The organism is Sphingopyxis sp. (assembly GCF_050916055.1).
GTDB lineage: Bacteria > Pseudomonadota > Alphaproteobacteria > Sphingomonadales > Sphingomonadaceae > Sphingopyxis.
In genome coordinates this window covers 1,899,590-1,922,404 of sequence record NZ_CP051527.1, presented here as the reverse complement: position 1 = coordinate 1,922,404, position 22,815 = coordinate 1,899,590, and the positions used below count along the sequence as shown (strand labels likewise).

The 22,815-nt window shown below is 67.6% G+C and carries 21 protein-coding genes; 12 read left to right on the top strand and 9 right to left on the bottom strand.

What is annotated here, in order from left to right; genetic code table 11:
- Positions 1-119 precede the first annotated feature (119 nt).
- On the bottom strand, positions 120-560 hold the full coding sequence (locus HEQ22_RS09290; protein WP_432767624.1) for an MAPEG family protein: 441 nt from the start codon (positions 558-560) through the stop codon (positions 120-122).
- A gap of 349 nt (positions 561-909) precedes the next feature.
- Here HEQ22_RS09290 and rpmF point away from each other — a divergent pair, with 349 nt between their 5' ends.
- The 5 genes from rpmF to HEQ22_RS09265 all read left to right on the top strand — a co-directional run bounded on the left by rpmF (position 910) and on the right by HEQ22_RS09265 (position 3,988).
- Positions 910-1,086 carry a 50S ribosomal protein L32 gene (gene rpmF, locus HEQ22_RS09285; RefSeq protein WP_184100850.1) on the top strand — a complete coding sequence of 59 codons (177 nt, stop codon included), beginning with the start codon at positions 910-912 and terminating at the stop codon, positions 1,084-1,086.
- Between the two features lie 22 nt (positions 1,087-1,108).
- Positions 1,109-2,143: a phosphate acyltransferase PlsX gene (plsX, locus tag HEQ22_RS09280; RefSeq protein WP_432767623.1), complete on the top strand. Its 1,035-nt coding sequence runs from the start codon at positions 1,109-1,111 to the stop codon at positions 2,141-2,143.
- Entirely contained in the window at positions 2,140-3,105 is a 966-nt protein-coding gene (locus tag HEQ22_RS09275) for a beta-ketoacyl-ACP synthase III (protein ID WP_432767622.1), read from the top strand. Before plsX ends, HEQ22_RS09275 begins: the two co-directional genes overlap by 4 nt.
- Before the next feature lie 185 nt (positions 3,106-3,290).
- Positions 3,291-3,584 carry an integration host factor subunit alpha gene (locus HEQ22_RS09270; RefSeq protein ID WP_432767621.1) on the top strand — a complete coding sequence of 98 codons (294 nt, stop codon included), beginning with the start codon at positions 3,291-3,293 and terminating at the stop codon, positions 3,582-3,584.
- Between the two features lie 14 nt (positions 3,585-3,598).
- A complete protein-coding gene (locus HEQ22_RS09265) occupies positions 3,599-3,988 on the top strand; it encodes a MerR family transcriptional regulator (protein WP_432767620.1) in 390 nt (129 codons plus the stop codon).
- Between the two features lie 3 nt (positions 3,989-3,991).
- Here HEQ22_RS09265 and HEQ22_RS09260 read toward each other — a convergent pair whose 3' ends face one another.
- From HEQ22_RS09260 to HEQ22_RS09250, 3 genes are all read right to left on the bottom strand, one after another.
- Entirely contained in the window at positions 3,992-4,558 is a 567-nt protein-coding gene (locus tag HEQ22_RS09260; RefSeq protein ID WP_432767619.1) for a SixA phosphatase family protein, read from the bottom strand.
- Positions 4,559-4,615: 57 nt separating this feature from the next.
- Positions 4,616-7,363: an ATP-dependent DNA helicase gene (locus HEQ22_RS09255; protein ID WP_432767618.1), complete on the bottom strand. Its 2,748-nt coding sequence runs from the start codon at positions 7,361-7,363 to the stop codon at positions 4,616-4,618.
- 99 nt (positions 7,364-7,462) lie between these two features.
- The gene (locus HEQ22_RS09250) at positions 7,463-7,831 is read right to left on the bottom strand and encodes a PilZ domain-containing protein (protein WP_432767617.1); all 369 of its coding nucleotides are present in this window, start codon (positions 7,829-7,831) and stop codon (positions 7,463-7,465) included.
- Between the two features lie 117 nt (positions 7,832-7,948).
- On the opposite strand from HEQ22_RS09250, the gene HEQ22_RS09245 reads away from it, so the two are divergent.
- Positions 7,949-9,550, top strand: coding sequence for a lysine--tRNA ligase (locus tag HEQ22_RS09245; protein ID WP_432767616.1), 1,602 nt, complete (start codon positions 7,949-7,951; stop codon positions 9,548-9,550).
- Complete coding sequence (locus HEQ22_RS09240) at positions 9,547-10,026, top strand: asparaginase domain-containing protein (protein WP_432767615.1); 480 nt, start codon at positions 9,547-9,549, stop codon at positions 10,024-10,026. The genes HEQ22_RS09245 and HEQ22_RS09240 overlap by 4 nt, the downstream gene beginning before the upstream one ends.
- Before the next feature lie 24 nt (positions 10,027-10,050).
- Here the strand turns inward: HEQ22_RS09240 and HEQ22_RS09235 are convergent, their stop codons facing one another.
- Positions 10,051-11,082 carry a fatty acid desaturase family protein gene (locus tag HEQ22_RS09235; protein ID WP_432767614.1) on the bottom strand — a complete coding sequence of 344 codons (1,032 nt, stop codon included), beginning with the start codon at positions 11,080-11,082 and terminating at the stop codon, positions 10,051-10,053.
- A 148-nt stretch (positions 11,083-11,230) separates the two neighbouring features.
- Here HEQ22_RS09235 and HEQ22_RS09230 point away from each other — a divergent pair, with 148 nt between their 5' ends.
- Complete coding sequence (locus HEQ22_RS09230; RefSeq protein ID WP_432767613.1) at positions 11,231-13,876, top strand: EAL domain-containing protein; 2,646 nt, start codon at positions 11,231-11,233, stop codon at positions 13,874-13,876.
- A gap of 18 nt (positions 13,877-13,894) precedes the next feature.
- On the opposite strand, the gene HEQ22_RS09225 is transcribed toward HEQ22_RS09230, so the two are convergent.
- From HEQ22_RS09225 to HEQ22_RS09210, 4 genes are all read right to left on the bottom strand, one after another.
- On the bottom strand, positions 13,895-15,166 hold the full coding sequence (locus tag HEQ22_RS09225; protein WP_432767612.1) for an amidohydrolase family protein: 1,272 nt from the start codon (positions 15,164-15,166) through the stop codon (positions 13,895-13,897).
- 327 nt (positions 15,167-15,493) lie between these two features.
- A complete protein-coding gene (locus HEQ22_RS09220; protein WP_432767611.1) occupies positions 15,494-16,537 on the bottom strand; it encodes an RcnB family protein in 1,044 nt (347 codons plus the stop codon).
- 133 nt (positions 16,538-16,670) lie between these two features.
- Positions 16,671-17,216, bottom strand: a complete 546-nt coding sequence (locus HEQ22_RS09215) for a (2Fe-2S)-binding protein (RefSeq protein WP_432767610.1) — start codon at positions 17,214-17,216, stop codon at positions 16,671-16,673.
- Positions 17,217-17,243: 27 nt separating this feature from the next.
- Positions 17,244-18,008 (bottom strand): class II aldolase/adducin family protein, encoded by a 765-nt coding sequence (locus HEQ22_RS09210; RefSeq protein WP_432767609.1) that lies wholly within the window; start codon positions 18,006-18,008, stop codon positions 17,244-17,246.
- Between the two features lie 327 nt (positions 18,009-18,335).
- Here HEQ22_RS09210 and HEQ22_RS09205 point away from each other — a divergent pair, with 327 nt between their 5' ends.
- The 4 genes from HEQ22_RS09205 to HEQ22_RS09190 all read left to right on the top strand — a co-directional run bounded on the left by HEQ22_RS09205 (position 18,336) and on the right by HEQ22_RS09190 (position 22,778).
- Positions 18,336-20,693, top strand: coding sequence for a YadA-like family protein (locus HEQ22_RS09205; protein ID WP_432767608.1), 2,358 nt, complete (start codon positions 18,336-18,338; stop codon positions 20,691-20,693).
- 61 nt (positions 20,694-20,754) lie between these two features.
- Positions 20,755-21,321 carry a hypothetical protein gene (locus HEQ22_RS09200; protein WP_432767607.1) on the top strand — a complete coding sequence of 189 codons (567 nt, stop codon included), beginning with the start codon at positions 20,755-20,757 and terminating at the stop codon, positions 21,319-21,321.
- A gap of 184 nt (positions 21,322-21,505) precedes the next feature.
- On the top strand, positions 21,506-21,712 hold the full coding sequence (gene rpsU / locus HEQ22_RS09195; RefSeq protein WP_003047635.1) for a 30S ribosomal protein S21: 207 nt from the start codon (positions 21,506-21,508) through the stop codon (positions 21,710-21,712).
- A 517-nt stretch (positions 21,713-22,229) separates the two neighbouring features.
- A complete protein-coding gene (locus HEQ22_RS09190; protein WP_432767606.1) occupies positions 22,230-22,778 on the top strand; it encodes an FKBP-type peptidyl-prolyl cis-trans isomerase in 549 nt (182 codons plus the stop codon).
- The last annotated feature ends 37 nt before the right edge of the window (positions 22,779-22,815 follow it).

Sequence of the window (22,815 nt, the reverse complement as noted above, 5' to 3'; positions counted from 1 at the left end):
CTCCCGCTTGCGGGAGGGGTTGGGGGTGGGCAGTGACGTGGTTATGCCCACCCCGCTGCGACTAGCGAGCAAGCTCGCAAGTCTCGCTGCCCCTCCCGCGAGCGGGAGGGACGGAGCGGTTATTCTGGCGCCACGACCGCGGTTTCCTCGATGGTGGTCGAGGTAAAGCTCACCGGCGTCAGATAGACGACCGCCAGAGCGGTGAGCGCCAGCCCGAGCTGGGTCAGCATCGTGACGATCGTGCCGACCATGCGGCCCCACATCATCCCGTCCATACCAAGCGCATGCAGCACGCGGCCGACGAGGTAGAGCGCGCCGACCCCCCACAGCCACATCGACGAGCCGAGGCCGAGTTCGACGAGCGCGAGCAGGATCAGCACGAAAGCGGTGTTTTCGACGAAATTGCTGTGCGCGCGCATCCGCCGCGTGACGGCCTCGCTGCCGCCGTCGCCGACGAAGATCTTTTCCTTGGTCCGCACCCGTCCGACGCGGATGCTGAGCCAGAGATTGAGCAGCGCCGCCCCCGCGGCGATGGTCAGGCTGATGGGCAACAGGATCATTCGGCTTCCCCCCTCGTTTTGGCCGGCGTGCAGGCCACGCCGGCGTTGGCGGAGGTGTGGCATTGCCCGACGGGCAGGGCAAGCGCGGCATTTTTCGGGTTTGGGGTGGCCGCGATGGACGAAACGCCTGTCACAGGGCTTGCCTTTGCAGGCAAAAACGCTATAGCCGCGCCCGATCCGGCACCCGACACCTTCTGGCGTTGAGGCACCCTCCGGCGGAAGATTTTCCTGTCAAATACCGGCAGGAACAGCCTTCGGCCTGGCGGGCGGGCCAGTCATTCCCGGCGACGGGGGCGACAAATCCGGGTAGCCGATTCGTGACACACTATTTGAGAATGCAGGAAAAATCATGGCCGTTCCCAAGCGAAAAACCTCGCCCTCGAAGCGCGGAATGCGTCGCAGCCACGACAGCCTGAAGGTCGAAGCCTATCAGGAATGCCCGAACTGCGGCGAATTGAAGCGCCCGCACAATCTGTGCAATGCCTGCGGCCACTATAATGGCCGCGAAGTGGTGTCGGTCGCCTAAGCATTAGCCGGAGGGCGCCAGTATGAGCCTGACACCGCGAATCGCAATCGATGCGATGGGCGGTGACGTCGGCGTGCGCGTGATGTGCGCCGGCGCCGCAATGGCGCGCCATCAGCACGACGGCCTGCGCTTCATCCTCGTCGGCGACGAGGTGCGGATCAAGGCGGCGCTCGACAATCACCCGAACCTGCGCGCCGCGTCGGACATCATCCACACCGATGGCGTGGTGTCGGGCGAGGACAAGCCGAGCCAGGCGCTGCGCAAGGCGAAAAGCACCTCGATGGGGCTGGCGATCGACGCGGTGAAGCGCGGCGATGCCGGCGGCGCGGTGTCGGCGGGCAACACCGGCGCGCTGATGGCGATGGCCAAGCTGGCGCTGCGCACGATGCCGGGCATCGACCGGCCGGCGCTCGCGGCGCTGCTGCCGACGCTCGGCGACAATGACGTCGTGATGCTCGACCTGGGCGCCAACACCGATTGCGACGCCAACAATCTGGTCCAGTTCGCGGTGATGGGCGCGGCCTATGCGCGCACCGCGATGGGGCTGGAGCGCCCGCGTGTCGCGCTGCTCAACATCGGCACCGAAGAATTGAAGGGCACCGACGAAATTCGCGACGCGGCGGCGATGCTGCGCGCCGCGAAGGGGCTGCCGATGGAATTCAGCGGCTTCATCGAAGGCGACAAATTGTCGCGCGGCGACGTCGACGTGATCGTCCACGACGGTTTTTCGGGCAATATCGCGCTCAAGACGATCGAGGGGACGGCGCGCTTCGTCACCGACCTGCTGCGCCGCGCCTTTACCAGCTCCACGCGCTCGAAGATCGGCTTCCTGATCTCGCGCCCGGCGACCGAGTTGCTGCGCCACCATCTCGACCCCAACAACCACAATGGCGCGGTGTTCCTGGGGCTCAACGGCGTCGTACTCAAGAGCCATGGCAGCGCCGACGCCAAGGGCGTGGCCAACGCCGTGCACCTGTGCGCCGAGCTCGTCGAAAAGGACATCACACGCCAGGTGACCGACGATCTCGCCAATTTCCGCGCGCAGGACAAGGCATGACCTTGCGCGCCGTGCTGGCCGGGACGGGATCGGCGCTGCCGCGCACCCGCGTGTCGAACGCCGAGCTGGCAGAGCGCGTCGACACCAGCGACGAATGGATCGTCGAGCGCACCGGCATCCGCTTTCGCCACATCGCCGAACCCGATGAAACGACCGCGACGCTGGGCGCGGCGGCGGCGGCGAAAGCGCTGACCGCGGCGGGGCTGGAAGCCGCCGACATCGGCCTGATCATCGTCGCGACGGCAACCCCCGACAACACCTTTCCCGCCAGCGCCACGAAGGTGCAGGCGCTGCTCGGCGCGCCCGACTGCATCGCGTTCGACGTCGCCGCGGTCTGCTCGGGCTTTCTGTATGCCGTGTCGGTCGCCGACGCGATGCTGCGCACCGGCGCTGCGAAACATGCGCTGGTGATCGGCAGCGAAACGTTCAGCCGTATCCTCGACTGGGAAGACCGCACGACCTGCGTCCTGTTCGGCGACGGCGCCGGCGCGGTTGTGCTGTCGGCAAAGGATGTCGACGACGATCAGGGCATCCTCGCGACCCGTCTGCACGCCGAGGGCAAATATTCGGGCATGCTGTACGTCGACGGCGGCCCGTCGACCACCGGCACCGTCGGCCATGTCCGGATGCAGGGCCGCGAAGTGTTCCGCCACGCCGTCACCAATCTGGCGTCGGTGCTCGGCGAAGTGATGGCCGATGTCGGGCTGTCGCCGAGCGACATCGACTGGGTCGTGCCGCATCAGGCGAACAAGCGGATCATCGATGCGACGGCCAAAAAGCTGGGCTTGCCCGCCGAGCGAGTCATCCTGACCGTCGATCAGCATGCCAACACGTCGGCTGCTTCCGTTCCCTTGGCGCTCGACCTCGCGGTGCGCGACGGGCGGATCAAGCGCGGCGATCTGGTCGTGCTCGAAGCGATGGGCGGCGGCTTCACCTGGGGCGCGGCGGTGCTCCGCGTTTAGCGGCCAGGGGCGACATTGGTCCCCGTTTCGGGCGGCGACGGATTCGTCGCGTCAACTTCTCCATCCATCCGTTTCAGTTTGGCGGATTTATTCGGGTTTGTTACAAGCATGTTTCGGGACTCGAGGCGGTGGGGGCTGCCAGGGTGCCGCGCATCACATTCACTTCAGGAGGGGGAAGGGAAATCATGACCGCCGGAACGCTTACCCGGGCCGATATCGCGACGCGGATCAACCAGCAGATCGGCCTGTCGCGCAATGAATCGGCGCATATCGTCGAATCGATCCTGGCACACATGTCCGACGCGCTTGCCGAAGGCCAGCATGTGAAGATTTCGGGCTTCGGCACCTTCGTGCTGCGCGACAAGGCGCAGCGGATCGGCCGCAATCCCAAGACCGGGATCGAAGTGCCGATCCTGCCGCGGCGGGTGATGACCTTTCGCGCCAGCCAGACGATGCGTGCCCGCGTCGCCGGCAAATAGGCCGGGCTTCGGCCATGTCCGATATTGATCCGTCCGGCGACGGCGGCAAAGCGGCGGGCGCGATGTTGTCGATCGGCGAGCTGTCCGACCGGATCGGGGTGCCGACGCACGTGCTGCGCTATTGGGAAACGCGCTTTCCGCAGCTGAAGCCGCTCCAGCGTTCGGGGCGGCGGCGCTATTATCGCGCCGCCGACGTCGCGCTGGCCGAGCGCATCCACCAGCTGCTGCATGTCGAGGGTTTCACCGTCGAGGGCGCGCGCAAGGCGTTGTCGGGACGCGGGCAGGCCGACGCGCCGCCGGTGGCCCGGCCCGTGGTACCCGCGGCGCCGACGCCCGGTCGCGGCGGTATTCCGATCGAGGCGCTGATCGTGCTTCGCCAGCGCCTCGCCGCAGCGCTCGGTTAACCGCTAATCGTCGTCCATCGCGGGCGAGAGCGCGGGGTCGAGGTCGCGCGGGCGGATGAACATCGTCAGCCGCGCCAGTCCGGTGTCGAGGGCATGCCAGTCGCCGATGTCGAGCTCGAGCCGTGCGAGCGCCGAGGTCGGCAGCTTTTCGTCGACCTTCGCGCGCAATTTGTCACTCTCCGATCCGGGGCCGTCGGACTCGGGGACGAGCATCAGGATCAGATCTTCCAGTCCGGGATTATGCCCCGAAATCAGCAGGTGCTCGGCATCGCGCCCGGTCTCGCGCACGACGTCGATCAGGGTTGCCGCCGACGCGAGGTAGATGCGGCGGTCCCAATGCGGCTCGATGGCGCCCAAATCGGCGGCGGGCAAAAAGACGTCGAGCGTTTCGGTGACGCGCACCGCGGGCGAGGCGACGATGCGGTCGACGGGCAGTTTCTGGCGTTTCAGATATTGGCCGACGACTTCGGCGCCGCGGCGGCCGCGGGCGTTGATCGGGCGGTCGAAATCACGCTCCACCGCGGCGTCCCAGCCCGATTTGGCATGGCGCAGGATCGTCAAAGTCTTCAAAATTTCTCCCCGCGCGTCGCGCTTATGCCCTCGTTCCTGCCGCCTTGTGCCGCAAAGTCATGACGGTGAAAAGGCGGCATATGCGCTTTGCCGGTGCCGGACGTTCGCCGCGGCGACATGGTTCACGACCTCGTCGAGCGGCAGCCGCCGGATCGGGGTGCCGTCGGGAAAGGCGCTGAGCAGCCGCGACGGGAAGCTGGGCGAGAGCATCACGAACTGGCCGAAATCGTCGGCGCGGCGGATCAGGCGGCCGAACGCCTGGCCGATGCGGGTGCGGATGACGCTGTCGTCATAGACGCTGCCGCCCTGCGCGGCGCGGCGCGCGGCGTGGAGGATCGTCGGGCGCGGCCAGGGCACGCCCTCCATGACGACGAGCCGAAGCGAGTCGCCGGGGACGTCGACGCCGTCGCGCAGCGCATCGGTGCCGAGCAGCGAGGCGTGCGGTTCGGCGCGGAAGATATCGACGAGGGTGCCGGTGTCGAGCGGATCGACATGCTGGGCATAGAGCGGCAGCCCGGCGCGCGCGAGACGATCGGCGATGCGGGCGTGGACGATGCGGAGGCGGCGGATCGCGCTGAACAGCCCCAGCGCGCCGCCGCCCGACGCCTCGATCAGCCGGCTGTAGGCGCCGGCGAGCGCAGGCAGGTCGCCGCGCGCGATGTCGGTGACGATCAGCACTTCGGACTGGCGGGCATAGTCGAACGGGCTGGGGACGGCGAAATGGCGGACGCTGCCTTCCATATGCCGCGCCCCGGTGCGGATGTCGGCGTCGGTCCAGCCGCCCCCCTGCGCATCCTGGCCGCCATGGCCGCTGCGCAGCGTTGCCGAGGTGACGAGGACGCCCTGCGCCGGGCGGTAGACGATCTCGGCGACCGGCCGCGCGGGATCGAGCCAGTGGCGATGGAGGCCGAGGTCGAACTCGCGCCCGTCGTAGCGATCGACCGCGAGCCAGTCGACGAAATCGGGATCGGCGGGGCCGCCGACGCGCCCGAGCAGCGACAGCCAGCTGCCGAGCGTGTCGACCCGCGTGCCGAGGCTGTTCCGTGCCCCGTCGACGCGCGCGCGCGCTTGGCCGTCGAGCCAGTCGGGCGGATCGTCGACCAGCGCGTCGAGCCGCTTGCCGAGCGCCATCAGCGGCCGCAGCAGCGCCTCGATCGCATCGCTCGCGCCGCCCGCGGCGGTCACCAGCTGCGGGTCGGGGTCGGCGAGTTCGGTTTCGAGGCCGTAACCGCTGTCGGGGCCGCGGGTGTCGACGCTGCGCGCATAGGTCATCGCGCGCACCGCGACGAGCAGCCGCTCGATCGCGCCCCACGGCTCATTCTCGGCGATGCGTGCGAGCCAGCCGTCGCCCGGCAACTCAGCGGCCGCCGCGATCGCCGCCTGGATCGCCTTGTCGCCCGCCGCGTCATAGCTGTCGACATCGGCGAGCCGCGCCGCGAGGCCGCGCCGCCGCCCGCGCGACTTGCCTTCCGGCCCCAGCACCCAGCGGCGGATTTCGACCGCTTCCTGCCCCGTCAGCGCGGCGGCGAACATGCTGTCGGCGGCGTCCCACAGATGATGGCCCTCGTCGAAGATCAGCCGCGTCGCGGGCGCCCCGCCGTCGCGCGGGCGGGCGGCCTGCACCATCGTCAGCGCATGGTTGGCGATCACGATGTCGGCCTGCGTCGCCGCGCGCGCCGAGCGTTCGATGAAGCATTTGCGGAAATGGGGGCAGCCGGCATAGATGCACTCGCCGCGCCGGTCGGTGAGCGCGGTGGTGCCGTTGCGGCGGAACAAGGCCGGCAGCCAGCCGGGCAGGTCGCCGCCGATCATGTCGCCGTCGCGGCTGTAGGCGGCCCAGCGTGCGACAAGCTGCGCCAGGATCGCGGCGCGGCCCGAAAAGCCGCCCTGCAGCGCATCCTCGAGGTTGAGCAGGCAGAGGTAGTTTTCGCGTCCCTTGCGCACGACGACCTTTTCGCGGTGCGTCGCGGCGTCGGGATACAGCTTCTCGGTCTCACGCGCCAATTGCCGTTGCAGCGCCTTGGTGAAGGTCGAGATGCAGACGCTGCCCGCCGACTGATCGATCCACTGCTTGGCAGGGGCGAGATAACCGAGCGTCTTGCCGATCCCGGTGCCGGCCTCAGCGACGAGCATCTGCGGCGCGTCCTTGCGCTCGCGCGGTGCGAAGATCGCGGCGGTGGCGCGCGCATAATCCTGTTGCCCCGCGCGCCGTTCGGCGCCGTCGCCGGTCAGCCGGTCGAGCCGCGCCGCGACGTCGTCGGGGTTCAGCGCCACCTGGCGCGGCGCGGGACGGGGCGGCGCCTCCTCCCATTCGGGCAGCCGCGCGAACAGCCAGCGATCGGCCTGTTCGGGCGGCGCGAGGCGCGGCTGGAGCAGCGGCGTCCACGGCCAGCGCTGGCGCCCGAGCGCCTGCAGCGCGTGCCACGCGCCTTCGCGTTCGGGCCAGTCGGGATCGTCGACGCTCGCCAGCATCGCGGCGGCGGCGCGCGGCAGGAAGGCGGCGATATCGTCTTCGGCGCGCGGCGCATCGAGCCCGATCGCCGCGGCGATGCCCGCCGGGGTCGGCACGGCGAAGCGCGCCGGATAGAGGAAGGCGAACAGTTCGAGCAGGTCGAGACCCGACAGTTCGGGATAGCCGAGCCGGTCGCCCGCCAGCGTCGCGCCGAGCAGCAGGTGCGGCGTCGCCGCGACCGCGGCGATCGCCTCGCCGCGCCCGACGCGCTGGACGCCGCGATGCGGATCGGCGAGCCAGATGCCGACGTGGCTCGCATGGATTGCGGGGAGGGAGAGCGGATCGGGCGCCATCGCGCCACGCTAGGGACAAAAGAGGAACGCGGCAAGGCTGGCGCCCGAATATAGGATTGGTCCAGGGCCGCTCCGGTCAGACCATCCTGTGCTCCAGGATCAATATAGTCCGCGCCGCCCGAACCCGCTCGGCCGATTGCGGCGGAAAATCTGCGCGGAATCGATCGCAGCCGTATTTCGCGCCCGTTCGAGCGCCTGGTGCAGCGGCCCGTGGGTGAGTTCATACGGAAAGCGGACCCCCATGCGGTCGAATTCGGCCCACATGACGACCGCGTAGACCGTCTGGCCGCCATAATGGATTTCGCAGCGCGAACGCTCCGGCATGCTGACGCCGTCGATGCGGGCGCCGCCTTCGGACAGGTCGGTGAGGCGGCCCTCGACCTGATTCAGGACGCCGTTGACGATGACGTCGATGTCGGTCGGCGTGCGGCGGTGGGCGCGGGGCAGGGGCGGTCGCGAGCTGGTCATCGGCCGGGCTTAGCGCGAACATGGTAAATTTCGGGTAACCATGATGCGCCGGGGGGTTGGGGGGCTGGGGCAAATTTGCCTTTCGATTCGGGGCCGGTTGCCGCTATGGGCGCAGCCATGACCGACTTGCATCTTCATCCGTCGCTGCGCGAGCCCGCGCAATCGTCCAAGGCCTGGCCGTTCGAGGAAGCGCGCAAGCTGGTGAAACGCTATCCGCAGGGCAAGCCCGGCGGCGCCCCCGTGCTGTTAGAAACGGGTTATGGGCCGTCGGGGTTGCCGCACATCGGCACCTTCAACGAAGTGCTGCGCACGACGATGGTCCGCCGCGCCTATGAAACGCTGACTGGCGGCGCCGCGACCCGCCTCGTCGCATTCAGCGACGACATGGACGGGCTGCGCAAGGTGCCCGACAATGTGCCGAACGGCGACATGCTGCGCGAATATCTCGGCAAGCCGCTCACCGCGATCCCCGATCCGTTCGGCACCCATGAAAGTTTCGCGCACCATAACAATGCGTTGTTGCGCGAGTTTCTCGACCGCTTTGGCTTCGATTACGAGTTCGTCAGCTCGACCGAACGCTATCGCTCGGGGGCGTTCGACGACGCGCTGCGAAATGTCCTCCGCCACAATCAGGACATTCTCGACATCATGCTGCCGACGCTGCGCGCCGAACGCGCCGCGACCTATTCGCCGATCCTGCCGGTCAGCCCGAAATCGGGGATCGTGCTGCAGGTGCCGGTTACGGTCGTCGATGCCGAGGCGGGGCTGGTGTCGTTCGAGGATGCGGGTCAGACGATCACCCACTCGATCCTCGGCGGCGGTGCCAAGCTGCAGTGGAAGGTCGATTGGGCGATGCGCTGGGTCGCGCTCGGCGTCGATTACGAGATGTATGGCAAGGACCTGACCGACAGCGGCGTCCAGTCGGGCAAGATCGCGCGCGCGCTCGGCGGGCAGAAGCCCGAGGGGCTGATCTACGAGATGTTCCTCGACGAAAAGGGCGAGAAAATCTCCAAGTCGAAGGGCAATGGCCTCAGCCTCGAGCAATGGCTCGACTATGGCAGCGAGGAAAGCCTGGCCTTTTATATCTATCGCGAGCCAAAGGCGGCGAAGCAGTTGCACATCGGCGTGATCCCCAAGGCGGTCGACGAATATCTGCAGATGCGCGGGACGTATCCGGCGCAGGAGCCCGACAAAAGGCTTGGCAATCCGGTCCATCACGTCCACGCGGCGCGCGGCGAGGCGATGCCGGCGACCGAACTGCCGGTGACCTTCGGCTTGCTGCTCAATCTGGTCGCGGTGATGGGCGCCGATGCGTCGAAGGCGCAGATATGGCGCTATCTGGGCCAGTACGTCCCCGGCGCCGACGCGGCGACCTATCCCGAGCTCGACCGGCTGATCGACAATGCGATGGCGTATACCCGCGACTATGTCGCGCCGACCCTGAACCGCCGCAAGCCGGTGGGCGGGGAAGTTTCGGCGCTCGCGGATCTGGATGCAAAGCTCGCCGCGCTGCCCGCCGACGCCACGCCCGACGACATCCAGAACATTGTTTACGAGATTGGCAAGAACGAGGCCTATGGCTTTGAAAACCTGCGCGATTGGTTCAAGGCGCTGTACGAAACCCTGCTCGGGTCGAGCGCCGGGCCGCGGATGGGCAGCTTCATCGCGCTGTTCGGGGTCGACAACACGCGGCGGCTGATTGCCGAGGCTTTGGCGTGATCGACATCTTCACCACCGGCGGGACGATCGACAAAGTCTATTTCGACGCGCTGAGCGAGTTCCAGATCGGCCCCGCGGCGATCCCCGACCTGCTGCGCGAAAACAACGTCCACGTCCCGCACCGCGTCACCCCGCTGATGCGCAAGGACAGCCTCGAGCTCGACGATGCCGATCGCGAAGCGATCCGCGCCGCGGTCGCGGCCAGCGATGCCGACCGCATATTGGTGACCCACGGCACCGACACGATGGTCGTCACCGGGCGTGTGCTGGCGGGGATTGCGGGCAAGACGATCGTGATGACCGGCGCGATGCAGCCGGCATCGGTGCGCGCGAGCGATGCCGAATTCAACGTCGGCTTTGCGCTGGCGGCGGTGCAGACGCTGCCGCCCGGGGTTTATATCGCGATGAACGGGATGGTTTTCGACCCGGCGACGACGGTGAAGGACCGTGCGGGGGCGCGCTTCGTCGCGGAATAGGCCGGGTATTCGGCGGTTGGAAGTTCACCCCGCCGCCGTCACCTGGCGCAGCACCGCGGCATAATTCGGCGCGATCGTCATTGCCTCATGCTTGCCGGCGCGGGCGAGCATCGCGTGGACCGCGGACAGGCGATAACAGGGCACGCCCATGAACAGATGATGCTCGGCGTGATAATTCACCCAATATGGCGCAACCGTCGCGCGCGCGAGCCAGCCGGCGCGGGTGGTGCGCGCGTGGGTGAAGGGATCGTCGCTGCCGGTCGTCGTGCACGCGTGCTCGGCGATGTTGCGGATGCGGAGGTACAGCTGGAAGGTCGTCGCCAGCCCGGCGAGCCACAGCAGGTAAGGCGTCCAGCCGTAAAGCGCGAGCGAGGCGGCGAGCAGCACCGCCTGGACGAGCAGGAAGCGGCCGACCGCGCGGGTCACCGCCATCGCGCCGGCGACATCGACCGTCGGTGACGTCATGCCGTCGTCCGATGGCTTGTTGAACGGCGTTCCCGCGCTGGTGCCCGCGCGCGCCGCCCCGGCGGATGCGCCGCGGAGCAACGCTTTCAGCCCGACGAGCGCGAGGCCGAACTGCGCCGCGCGCTGCTTGAAAAAGGTCTGACCGGTCAGGTCGCGCAGCGCCTTGCGCGCGAGGCTGGCGCGCGTCGTGGGAAAGGGTTTCGACAGCGCGAGGTCGGGATCCTCGGCCTGCTGGGTGAATTTGTGATGCTGAAGGTGGTAGGTGCGATAGGCGATGAGGTCGGAGCCGACCGCGGCGCCGGTCAGCCATTGGCCAAGGAAATTGTTGGTTTTCCGGTCGGGATGGAGCAATCCGTGCGCGGCATCGTGCATCAGGATCGCCAGCCCGAGCTGGCGCCCGCCGACGAGGATGATCGCGAGCAGCCACGCCAGCGGCTGGCCGCTCCAGGCGGCGAGGCCGACCGCGGCGATGCTGATGAGCCATGCGTGCGCGACCAGCCAGACCCCGCGCCAGCGCGACGCAGCGGTGATCGCGGCCCATTCGCTGCGGTCGAAAAAGCGGTCGGGCGGAAAGAGTCGGACGGCAGGCATGGCCGCATCCTAACAAGTTGCGATGCGAAACGGAATAGCATCCATAATGGCACAGAAGCGGCGAGAAAGCCCGTCGCCGGGTAAGCTTTTGGCAACCCATTTCCCACAGAGATTTCGCCGGGACCAGACGAGCAGGATCGGCAGAATTTTGGAGGTTCAGCGTAACATCGTGCGGCCGGCCGCCAGCGAATTGTCCCCGGACGAATCGCTGTTCGACTCGCCCGCGTTCGTGACCCGCCTGATGCGGGTCGCGCAGCTGTGGCATTATGTGCTGATCGGCCGCGCGCTGGCCTTTTTCGTCTTTGCGTTCGTTCCCGGCGTTGCGGGCTTTCTCGACCGCCCGTCGCAGTGGCTGGTGATGGCGGCGGGGCTGCTCTGCGATCTGGTGCTGACCGTCATCGGGCAGGCGATGCGGCGGCCGCGCGGCCTGCCGGCCCGGCGTCTGCGGCCGGTCACCGTCGGGGCGATGATCCTGATCGCGCTCGGGACGGTGCTCAACGCCGCCGCGATGTTCGCGGCGATTGCGGTGCCCGACGGGCGCTTCTTCTTTGATGCCTTCACCGCGATCCAGGTCGGCTCGATCCTCGTCGCCGCCTCGGCGGCAGCGATCGTGCGGCCCGCCTTTTTTACCTTTGCCGGCGCGATGGCGTTCGGCGGCGCGATCGGCGTCGCGTCCTGGTCCTTTGCCGTCGCCGGCTGCGTGTTCCTCGCGCTGCTCATTGTCATGATGCGCGAGGATGTCCGGCACCAGCGCCGCGCGACGCGCGCGCGGCGGCTGGCGATCAGCGAACAGCAGAGCGCGCTCAACCTGGTCCGCGATTTCGAACGCGCCGGGCGCGGCTGGTTCTGGGAAACCGATCGTTACGGCCAGCTCGTCTATGTCTCACCCACCGTCGCCGCGAAGCTTGGGCGGCCGCTGGCCGAGGTGCTGGGGCGCCCGTTCACCGACATCATCCGCAAGCGGCTGGGCAATGACGACAGCGAGGAGCGGACGCTGGGTTTCAGCCTGTCGTCGCGCACCCCGTTCCATGAGCTGACCGTCCAGGCGGCGGTCGACGGCGAGGAGCGCTGGTGGTCGATCTCGGGCAACCCGATCAGCAACGAGCTCGGCAATTTCCAGGGGTTTCGCGGCAGCGGCACCGACCTCACCGAAAAGAAGCGCTCGGAGCGCGAGATCAACCAGCTCGCGCGCTACGACACGCTGACCGGGCTGGCCAACCGCCTCCAGATCACCGACCTGCTCGAGCGCGCGCTGCGCAGCCATATCGGCCAGCCGCAACCGTGCGCGCTGCTGTTGCTCGATCTCGACCGCTTCAAGGCGGTCAACGATACGCTGGGCCATCCGGTCGGCGACCAGTTGCTGCAACAGGTCGCCGGCCGCCTGACCCAGATCGTCGGCGACAAGGGGCAGGTCGGGCGACTGGGGGGCGACGAGTTCCAGATCGTCCTGCCGCAGATGACGCAGCCCGAAAAGCTCGCGGGCGTCGCCAATGCAGTGATCCTGAGCCTCGCCAAGCCGTTCGCGATCGAGGGCGAGCAGGTGCGGGTCGGATCGTCGATCGGCATCGCGGTGTCGGAGGGGCAGGGGGTGTCGGCGTCGGCGCTGGTGCGCAATGCCGACCTGGCGCTTTATGCCGCCAAGGATGCGGGCCGCGGCGTCTATCGCTTTTATGCCGACGCGATGCACAACCAGGCGAGCGAGCGCAAGGCGATTGAGGATGCGCTGCGCGATGCGCTCGGCAAAGACGAGTTGAGGCTGCTGTACCAGCCGATCGTCGACGTCGGCAGCGAGCGGATCACCGGTTTCGAGGCGCTGATCCGCTGGCACCATGCGACCGAGGGCATGATCAGCCCGGCCAAATTCATTCCGATCGCCGAGGAATCGAACCTGATCGTGCCGATCGGCGAATGGATCATCCGCACCGCCTGCGCGACGATCGCGCGGCTCGGCCCCGATTACCGCGTCGCGGTCAACGTCTCGCCGCGCCAGTTCGCCAATGAAAAGCTGCCCGCGACAATCCTGAGCGCGGTGTCGGCATCGGGCATCCGCCCCGACCAGCTCGAACTCGAGATCACCGAGGGCGTCTTCCTGGACGAAAGTCCTGAAAATATGGCGATGTTCCAGAAATTGAAGCGCACCGGGGTGCGCCTCGCGCTCGACGATTTCGGCACCGGCTATTCGGCGCTCGGCTATTTGAAGAAGGCGCCGTTCGACAAGATCAAGATCGACCAGAGCTTCGTGCTCGGTGCCGCCGACCCGAGCAGCATGAACGCCGCGATCATTTCGTCGATCGTCGGGCTGGCGACCGCGCTCAATATGGAAACGACCGCCGAAGGGGTCGAGACGCACGACGATCTGGCGTTGATCCGCGGGCTCGGGTGCAGCCACGTCCAGGGCTATATCTACGGCCGGCCGATGGAAATCGACGACGTGCTGGCGCTGCTGCGCGACGGCGAGGGCCGCGTCGTCGCGCAAGGATACAAGAGCGTGCGCGAACCGCGCCTCAGCACCTTTCGCACCATCCACGTCGCCGGCGGACAGCACCGCTATGAAGCGATCGTTCGCAACATGTCGGCGCGCGGCGCGCTGATCGAGGGGTTGTGGAACGTGCCCGAGGGCACCCCGCTCAAGCTCGAGTTCGCGCCGGGGCTGATCCTCGACGCCGAAGCGCGCTGGTCGATCGAAAACCGCGTCGGGGTGCAGTTCGCCAAGGCAATCGACATCGAAACGGTGATCGGACCGGCGGCAACGGGCCGCGCCGCGGCGCGGCCGCGCATCGACCGCGCCGCCTGATCCGCAGTGCGTTCGGCCCTAGTCTGCGATGCGGCCGCGGACCATGACCCAGTCGACATCCTCGAGCACCGTCACGTCGGTCAGCGGGTCGCCATCGACCGCGATCAGGTCGGCCGACATGCCCGGGGCGATGCGGCCGATCTCGTTTTCCATCGACAGCGCACGCGCCGCAACCGTCGTCGCGCTCGCCAGCGCTTCGGCGGGGGTCAGGCCATATTTGACGAGCAGCGCAAATTCGCCGCCGTTGCGGCCATGTTCGAAAACGCCGGCATCGGTGCCGAAGGCGACCGGCACGCCCAGCGCACGCGCCCGCGTCACTGCCTTGCCGACATCGGCCAGCGTCATGCGGACCTTGGCCTCGACCGTCGGGGTGTAGATGCCCTTGCCCAGCCGTTCGCGAATGCCCTCGAACGCCATCAGGGTGGGGACCAGATAGGTGCCCTTCGCCTTCATCACCCGCAGTGCGGCGTCGTCGGCGAAGGTGCCATGGTCGATCGTGTCGATGCCCGCCGCGGCGGCATCCTCGATCCCGCGCGCGCCGTGGGCGTGCGCCATCACCTTCAGCCCCAGCGAATGGGCGGTGCTCGCGATGCTGTCGAGTTCGGCCTTGCTGAAATGGCCTTCCAGCCCGCGGCCCTGCTGCGACAGCACGCCGCCGGTGGCGGTGATCTTGATGATGTCGGCGCCGGCGCGCGAGGCCTTGCGGACCTTTTCGGCGCATTCGATGGCGCCGGTGCAGGTATAGCCCTGGTCGAGCACGTCGTGGACGTCCTCGCGAAAGCCGGTGACGTCGCCGTGGCCGCCGACGATCGAAAGCGCCGGTCCGGCGGCGATGATACGCGGGCCGGTGATGAAACCGTCGGCGGTGCCGCGGCGCAGCGAAAAGGCGCTATATTGCGCCGATCCCGCCTCGCGCACGGTGGTGAAGCCGGCGCGCAGCGTGACGCCGGCGTTCTTCGCGCCGACGACGACGCCCCATTCGGCGGGCTCGACCGCTTCGCTCCGGAAATCGCCGCCGGGGTCGCCGGTCAGGTGGACGTGCAGGTCGATCAGGCCGGGGAGCAACGTCTTGTCGCCAAGGTCGACGATTTCGGCGCCCGCCGGCGCTTCGCTGCGCCCGGCGGTGATGGCGGCGATGCGGTCGTCGGTGATCGTCACCGTCGACGGCCCCTGCGCCGCCTTGCCGGCATCGGTGATGACGCGGCCCGCATAGATGACGGTGGTTTTCGCCTGAGCGGCGGTGCCGAGCAGCGCGAGCGTCGTCGCGGCGGCAATGGCCAGTTTACGCATATGATCTCCCCTGTCTGATCGCCCATCGTGGCGCGGGCGGGCGGGGAGGGCAAGCGATGAAAGGGGAGGGGGCGAGATGGTGCGGATCGGTGGGGGGGGGGGAGCGATCCTCCCCCACAGGGGGAGGGGGACCACCCGCAGGGTGGTGGAGGGGCACAGGAGGTCATACGCCGCGCTCGACACCGCGTACCCCTCCACCATGCTTCGCATGGTCCCCCTCCCCGTGCCGGGGAGGATCGGCTCCGTGCTCAACCGCCCGCTCCCCGCCACAAAAAAAGGGGCCGGCGAACCGGCCCCCAGTTTGTCATCTGATAACCGAAAGGATTATTACCAGAAGAAATCGTGGATCACATCGACGACCTGACCGCTGTAGGTATCGACGAGGATCGCGTCGTTGTAATAGCGGATCCAGCGATAGCCGTCATAGGCCGGCGGCAGGCGATACTGCCACGGATCGTTGATCCAGTAGCGGTTGCTGTAGAACAGCGACCCCAGGTTGAAACCGATGCTGAACCGCGTGTAGCGATGGTTGCGGTACGGCGAATAATAGGTGCCGAGGCGATAGCGGCTGCTGTACTGCTGGCGGTAGTCGCGCCAGTTGTAGCGGCGGTCGTCGCGCCACGAGCGGTTCCAGCGATTGCCGTTGTTATAGCGGCGATCGACGCGGTCGTTGTTGTTGCGGTCGTAGCGGCGGTCGATCTGGCCGTCGCGGTTGCGATCGTAGCGGCCGTCGCGCTGATCGACGCGGTTGTTGTTGTTGCGATCCCAGCGGCGATCGAGGTCGCCGTTGCGATTGCGGTCGTAACGACGGTCGACGCGGTTGTTGTCGTTGCGGTCATAGCGCCGATCGACTTCGCCGTTGCGGTTGCGATCCCAGCGGCGGTCGAGGCGACCGTCATCGTTGCGATCATAGACGCCGCCGCGCTGGCGCTGGGCCTGCTGCTGTGCCTGGCGCTGGGCAATCGCCCGCTGCTGCGCCTGCACCTGACGCTGCGCCTGACCTTGACGCTGGGCCTGGCTCTGGCGCTGGGCCTGAGACTGGCGCTGCGCCTGCGCCTGGCGCTGCGCCTGCGCCTGGCGCTGGGCCTGCGCTTGGCGCTGTGCCGCGCCATTGTCAGGACGCTGGCGTTCGACGCGCGGCTGCTGCTGCACCGCGCGCTGCGGGCGCTGGGCCTGCCGCTCGGCACGCTGCTGCTGGCGCGCCGCGCGCTCGGGGCGCTGGGCTTGCCGTTGCTGGCGCTGGGCTTGTCGATCGCCGCGGTCGCCGCGCTGGGCCAGCTGGATGCGCTCGCCCGATGCCTGCGCCGACGCCGAAGCGACCGGGGTCAGCATCGTCGCCGCGATCAGCAGTCCTCCGAATATCCTTTTCATGGTGCCATACTCCAACTCATGTTCCACATGCTGGAGGGACCAGCCGGGATGATGGAACGAGAGTTAGCGCAAACAAGATGATCGGTGGCTGAACCGCGATGTTGCCCTAGGTTCAGCTAGATGAACGAGCTTCTCAGGAGCCGCGCGGCGGGCGTAGCGCCGGGACCGCGCGCGCCGCATCCTCGGGCCGGATGCCCGGCGGCGGCGCGGCGGCGATGCGCTCTTCGCCGCGCAGCACCCGGCCGGCGAGGCGGATCGCGGTGCGGATGCGCGGATAGGTGCCGCACCGGCAGATGCCGGTCATCGCCGCGTCGATGTCGGCGTCGGTGGGGTTGCTGTTCGACCGCAACAGCGCCGCGGCGGACATGATCATCCCCGACTGGCAGAAACCGCATTGCGGCACCTGCTCGGCGACCCACGCCTGCTGCACCGGATGGCTGCGGTCGCGGGTCAGTCCCTCGATCGTGGTGACGAATCGTCCCTCGCACTCGGCAATGGTGACCAGGCAGCTGCGGATCGCCTCGCCGTCGATATCGACGGTGCAGGCGCCGCATTCGCCGGTGCCGCAGCCATATTTGGTACCGGTCAGGTTCGACGCGTCGCGCAGCGCCCACAGCAGGGGCGTTTCGGGGTCCATGCGATATTCGACCGGGCGGTCGTTGACCGAGAATCGCGTCATACGGGCTGGTTTAGCGCCGCGGCAGGATTAGTCACGCCAGCTGGTGTCGATCTTGTCGACCTTGCGCACCATCGCGTCGAATTCGGCCTTGCCCGACTGGCCGGGGATCGCGGCCTGATAGAGGTCGCGTTGATGGACCTTGATCACATCTTCACCGACCAGGATCGGCTTGCCCATGCTCATCGTCGCGAGCTGGATCTCGCACGCGCGCTGCAGTGCCCAATATTTGATGAAGGCGTCGGACAGCGACTTGCCCATCACCACCGGACCGTGGTTGCGCAGCATCAGGATGCGCTTGTCGCCGAGATGCTCGACCAGCCGCGCGCCTTCTTCCTCGCGCACCGTCACCCCTTCGAAATCATGATAGGCGATCTGGCCCATGAAGTTGCAGGCATAGAAGTTCGTCGGTTGCAGCCCGCCTTCGAGTCCGCATACTGCCATCGTCGCGGTGGTGTGGGTGTGGATGATCGCGTGCGCGTCGGGCAGCACCCGGTGGAACAGGCTGTGCTGGACGAAACCCGCCTTGTTGACGTGCCAGGGATTGTCCGCGTCCAGCTTGTTACCGTCGATGTCGATCTTGATCAGGCTCGACGCGGTCACTTCGCTGAAATGCATGCCATAGGGGTTGATCAGAAAGGCGCCCTCCTGATCGTCCAGCTTCACCGTGATATGGTTGAAGATCATCTCGTCCCAGCCCATCATCGCGAAGACGCGGTAACAGGCGGCCAGTTCCTGCCGCGCCGTCCATTCGGCTTCGCTATATTTGCTGTTGCGCTTCAGCTGGGTCGCCATCGCCTGATCCTTTTCCCATGGTCGGTTTCGTTCCGCCACCTATGCCACAGGGCGAGGGGCGAAGACAATGCCATGCGGCCGCTGCGGCGAACAGGTTAACAAAAGCGATAAGACGTTGACGAAACGCAACTTCCCGGTCAGGTTTCGAATCAGGGTCGAACCTGCTGGACCATCCATTTGTTCGATAGAGGCAAAATGGTCCGCTGGCGTGTGTGTGCGTGGTCGACCTTGGCTACCCCTACCCATGTCGGATGCAGGCGCAAGGGATTGTGCGGCGCGGCCATTTTGCCCGCCGCGGCACAGGGGAGAACCACAATGCGTCATATCATGAGATTATCGGCCTCGGCATTTGCGCTCGCGGCCTATGCCAGCTTTGCGGCGGCACCGGCCCAGGCGGCCGAATGTATCCTCGACACCAACGACGATGGCGTCGCCGATGCTGCCGACACCGACGGCGGCGCTACCTCCGCGGACCCGACGGCACTCGCCTGCGGCACCGCAGCCGATGCAAGCGACGTCAACAGCACCGCTGTCGGCAGCGAGGCGGTCGCGAGCGGCCGGTCCTCGACCGCACTCGGCAGCGGCGGCGTCGCATCGCGGCCCGTGATCGCAGCAGGGGGGTTCAGCACCGCGCTCGGTACGGGCAGCCAGATCGCCGCCGGCGCCACCGGCGCGACTGCGGTGGGCGATAACAATACGGTCACCGCCACTGGCGCGTTCGGCACGGCGGTCGGTGCGTTCAACACCGTGTCGGGTACGAACGGCGTCGCGGTCGGCGTCAGCTCGACCGCCAGCGCCAGCAACAGCATCGCCGTCGGCACCGCCGCCGTGGCGAGCGCGGACAGCGCGGTCGCGGTCGGCACCTTGTCCTTGGCCACCGGGCTCACCAGCACCGCCATCGGCAATCTGGCCGAGGCCACCGACGAAGATGCGGTGGCGGTCGGCGATCTTGCGAACGCGAGCGGCTTCCATTCGACTGCGGTCGGCGCCGAATCGGTCGCCTCGGGCCGCGGCGCGCAGGCGTTCGGCTGGCAATCGTCGGCGACCGGTGCGCTCAGCCTCGCTTCGGGGCATCAGGCCAATGCGTCGGGCGCCAACGCCTCGGCGGTCGGCAAGAGCGCCAATGCTTCGGGCGCCGCGGCAACCGCGGTCGGCAATTTCTCCAATGCGGCGGGCGATCGCTCGGTCGCGGTCGGCGACCAGTCGCGGGCTTTGGGCGACCTCGGCACCGCCACCGGCAATCAGGCGAACGCGCAGGGCACGGCTTCGACAGCGACCGGGTCGCACGCGCTGGCGCTCGGCGAGCGTTCGACGGCCAACGGTGCCTTTTCGCAGGCCAGCGGATATCAGGCGACCGCCGTCGGCTTCGGCGCAGCGGCGAGCGGGCGGACGAGCACCGCGGTCGGTGATCTGGCGGTGGCATCCGACGAGGATGCCGTTGCGGTCGGCGACGCCGCGCAGGCGACCGGCTTCCACTCGACCGCGGTCGGTGCCGAAGCGGTGTCGTCGGGCCGCGGCTCGCAGGCGTTCGGCTGGCAATCGTCGGCGACCGGCGCGCTCAGCCTCGCGGCAGGGCATCAGGCCAGTGCTGCCGGCGCCAATGCGACCGCGGTCGGCAAGAGCGCCAATGCGTCGGGGTTGACCTCGACCGCAGTCGGCAATTTCGCCGTCGCCTCGGACGAGGATGCGGTCGCAATCGGCGATCTGGCCACGGCGTCGGGCTTCCATTCAACCGCGGCGGGCGCCGAGTCGGTGGCATCGGGTCGCGGTGCGCAGGCGTTCGGCTGGCAATCCTCGGCAACCGGCGCGCTCAGCCTTGCGGCGGGGCACCAGGCGAATGCGGCGGGCGCCAATGCGACGGCGGTCGGCAAGAGCGCCAATGCTTCGGGGCTGACCTCGACCGCGGTCGGCAATTTCGCCGTCGCGTCGGACGAGGATGCGGTCGCGGTCGGCGATCTCGCGACGGCCTCGGGCTTCCACTCGACCGCGGTCGGCGGCGAATCGGTCGCATCGGGCCGCGGCGCGCAGGCGTTCGGCTGGCAGGCGGTGGCGACGGGCAACCTCAGCCTTGCGGCAGGCCATCAGGCGAATGCGGCGGGCGTCCAGGCCACCGCGGTCGGCAAGAACGCCAATGCAGCGTTCGACAACTCGACCGCCGTCGGCTTCGGCGCGACGACGACCGCTGCCAACCAGGTGGCGCTCGGCGGCGTGGGCAGCTCGGTGCGGGTCGGCGACATCGCCGCCTCGACCGCCGCGCAGACCGGAACGCTCAGCTTCGCCACGGTCGACGGGTCGGGCACGCTGGGGGCAGGGCCGACGGTGGCCAGTCTGGCGACGCAATCGGCGCTCGCCGCGACCAACGCCAACGTCGCCTCGTTGCAGGCGCTGACCACGACGCACACCGGACAGATCAGCAGCCTGTTCGCGCTCTCCGACGAGAACCGCCGCCAGGCGCGCCTCGCCAACGAGGGTGTTGCGCTGGCGCTGTCGATGGAAACCCCGGCGCTGCCTTCCGATGCCAAGTTCGGCATGTCGGGCGGTATCGGTTATTACAACGACCGGACCGCGGGGTCGGTCGCGATGACCGCGCGGATCAGCGAGAAGGCCACCTTCTCGGCCGGCGTCGGTGCCGGGTTCGATTCGGGCGAAATCGGCGCCCGCGGCGGTTTCCAGGTCGTCTGGTAAACCGGAAGAAAATCGGCGATGCTCCTTTTCGAAGGAGCATCGCCATTTCATGTGGAATCCTATGAATATGTCCCCTATTTCGCCGCGCCGCCCGGGCCGGGCCGGCGTCTTTTTGTCGGCCGCGCTGCTGATGCTCGCGCCCGCGGTCCCGGCCGCCGCGCAAAGCGGGGCGGCGGCCCCGGCGCCGGTGGCGGCGATGCCGGTGCCCGGCGACCTGGAACTGGCCAAGCTGATCTGGTCGACGATGACCGCGATCGACCATGCCAACCAGTCGGGCAATTATTCGGTCCTGCGCGATATCAGTTCGCCGGCGTTCCAGATCGCCAACGACCCGTCGCGGCTGGCGCAGATTTTTGCTTCGCTGCGGGAAAACCGCGTCGACCTGTCGAACAGCCTGCTGCTCGCGCCGGTCTATAACGGCGCGCCGCAGGTCGGGCAGGGCAATATCCTGCGGGTGCGCGGCAGTTTCGGGCTGCGTCCGACCGCGGTCGCCTTCGACTTCGAATTTCAGTGGTACACGGGCAAATGGCGGCTGTTCGGCGTGTCGATCGCGCCGTTGCCGCTGGCGACGCAGCAGCCGGGATCGGCGCCCGAAGTTCCCGACAGCCGGCGCCGCGGCAGCCAATAACCGGCTTTGCCGCGCGCCCCGCCGCGCGGGGGCTTGCCTTTCGGTGCGAATCCGCCTAGTGGCGCTCCATCGGAACGTCGCGTGATCGCGGCGATCTTTTTATTGCCCGAATATCGGCGGTTTATGGCGAACCGGATGCACCCGGTGCCGCAGATCGTTTGACGAACAGGAGACGATACGGTTTATGCAGATCATCGTTCGCGACAATAATGTCGACCAGGCCCTTCGCGCGCTCAAGAAGAAGCTGCAGCGTGAGGGCGTGTATCGCGAAATGAAGCTGCGCCGTCATTACGAGAAGCCCAGCGAAAAGCGCGCGCGCGAGCGCGCCGCCGCCGTCCGCCGCGCCCGCAAGATGGAGCGCAAGCGGATGGAACGCGACGGGATCAAGTAGGACGCCCTTTCCGAAGGGTCCTGATCGTGAAACAGGCGCTGCGGGCAACCGCGGCGCCTTTTTCTTTGGAGACGGCACTATGACGGCTCCCGACCGGTTGCGGACCCAAGGGGCGAAGGCAGCGCACTAGCCGATACAGAGCGCCGTGGGGCCGGCGACGGCGAAGATTATTTCACACAAAGGCACAAAGGCACGAAGACGCAGGTTTGCGGCCGCAAGGCCGCTTCCCCCATCATCGCCGCGTCGCTTCGCAACGGTTGACCAATGAAACCGCTTCGCGGTCTGCACGACATCTTCGTGCCTTTGTGCCTTCGTGTGAAACAAAAAATCCCGGCCCATCGGCCCTGAATGAAGCTCGCTGCGCGAACCAATTTTTCTTCCACGCCTCCTTCCTCCTCCCACCTTAACGCGGACGTCGGCGGTCGGGAGTAATTGTCTCTGGACCGCCCTGCGCTGCTCCGCCTATAGGCGTGGCCAACGATATCACCCGGCAGGGCAGCGGCAAGGATCAGCGAAAATGAGCGTGACGACGGTTCCATTGCGCCCGGTGGGCAAGGGCGGTTTGTGGTTGCTGTGGATCGGCATCGCGGCGCTGGTCGCGGTCGCCGTCGGCTTCGCGCTCCACATGACACCGCGCATCGGGTTCGAAGTCGTCAAGGAAGGCACGGGCAACAGCCCGACCAAGGCCGACGTTGTGCTGGTCAAATATGAAGGCAAGCTGGCCGACGGCACCGTCTTCGATGCCAACGAACAGGCGCCGATGCAGGTCGCCGGGGTCGTTCCCGGATTTTCCGAAGCGCTGACCCGGATGAAGAAGGGCGGCGAGTACAAGATCACCATCCCGCCGCAGCTCGGCTATGGCGACCGCGCGGTCGGGCCGATCCCGGCCGGCAGCACGCTCCATTTCGACGTGACCTTGCTTGACTTCCGCTCGGAGGCCGAGGTGCGCGCGATGCAGCAGCAGATGCAGCAACAGCAGCAGATGATGCAGCAGATGCAGGGCGCGCCGGGCGCGCCGGGTGAGGCCGGCCCCGCTGGTCCGCCGCCGGGTGCGCCGCAGCCGTGATCATACCATCCTGACAAAGGCCGGCTGACAAGGACTA

Bases quoted from the DNA above. Each gene is read 5' to 3' on its own strand.
- HEQ22_RS09290 (WP_432767624.1), bottom strand. From the start codon at position 560: ATGATCCTGTTGCCCATCAGCCTGACCATCGCCGCGGGGGCGGCGCTG.
- rpmF (WP_184100850.1), top strand. From the start codon at position 910: ATGGCCGTTCCCAAGCGAAAAACCTCGCCCTCGAAGCGCGGAATGCGT.
- plsX (WP_432767623.1), top strand. From the start codon at position 1,109: ATGAGCCTGACACCGCGAATCGCAATCGATGCGATGGGCGGTGACGTC.
- HEQ22_RS09275 (WP_432767622.1), top strand. From the start codon at position 2,140: ATGACCTTGCGCGCCGTGCTGGCCGGGACGGGATCGGCGCTGCCGCGC.
- HEQ22_RS09270 (WP_432767621.1), top strand. From the start codon at position 3,291: ATGACCGCCGGAACGCTTACCCGGGCCGATATCGCGACGCGGATCAAC.
- HEQ22_RS09265 (WP_432767620.1), top strand. From the start codon at position 3,599: ATGTCCGATATTGATCCGTCCGGCGACGGCGGCAAAGCGGCGGGCGCG.
- HEQ22_RS09255 (WP_432767618.1), bottom strand. From the start codon at position 7,363: ATGGCGCCCGATCCGCTCTCCCTCCCCGCAATCCATGCGAGCCACGTC.
- HEQ22_RS09250 (WP_432767617.1), bottom strand. From the start codon at position 7,831: ATGACCAGCTCGCGACCGCCCCTGCCCCGCGCCCACCGCCGCACGCCG.
- HEQ22_RS09245 (WP_432767616.1), top strand. From the start codon at position 7,949: ATGACCGACTTGCATCTTCATCCGTCGCTGCGCGAGCCCGCGCAATCG.
- HEQ22_RS09235 (WP_432767614.1), bottom strand. From the start codon at position 11,082: ATGCCTGCCGTCCGACTCTTTCCGCCCGACCGCTTTTTCGACCGCAGC.
- HEQ22_RS09225 (WP_432767612.1), bottom strand. From the start codon at position 15,166: ATGCGTAAACTGGCCATTGCCGCCGCGACGACGCTCGCGCTGCTCGGC.
- HEQ22_RS09220 (WP_432767611.1), bottom strand. From the start codon at position 16,537: ATGAAAAGGATATTCGGAGGACTGCTGATCGCGGCGACGATGCTGACC.
- HEQ22_RS09215 (WP_432767610.1), bottom strand. From the start codon at position 17,216: ATGACGCGATTCTCGGTCAACGACCGCCCGGTCGAATATCGCATGGAC.
- HEQ22_RS09210 (WP_432767609.1), bottom strand. From the start codon at position 18,008: ATGGCGACCCAGCTGAAGCGCAACAGCAAATATAGCGAAGCCGAATGG.
- HEQ22_RS09205 (WP_432767608.1), top strand. From the start codon at position 18,336: ATGAGATTATCGGCCTCGGCATTTGCGCTCGCGGCCTATGCCAGCTTT.
- HEQ22_RS09200 (WP_432767607.1), top strand. From the start codon at position 20,755: ATGAATATGTCCCCTATTTCGCCGCGCCGCCCGGGCCGGGCCGGCGTC.
- rpsU (WP_003047635.1), top strand. From the start codon at position 21,506: ATGCAGATCATCGTTCGCGACAATAATGTCGACCAGGCCCTTCGCGCG.
- HEQ22_RS09190 (WP_432767606.1), top strand. From the start codon at position 22,230: ATGAGCGTGACGACGGTTCCATTGCGCCCGGTGGGCAAGGGCGGTTTG.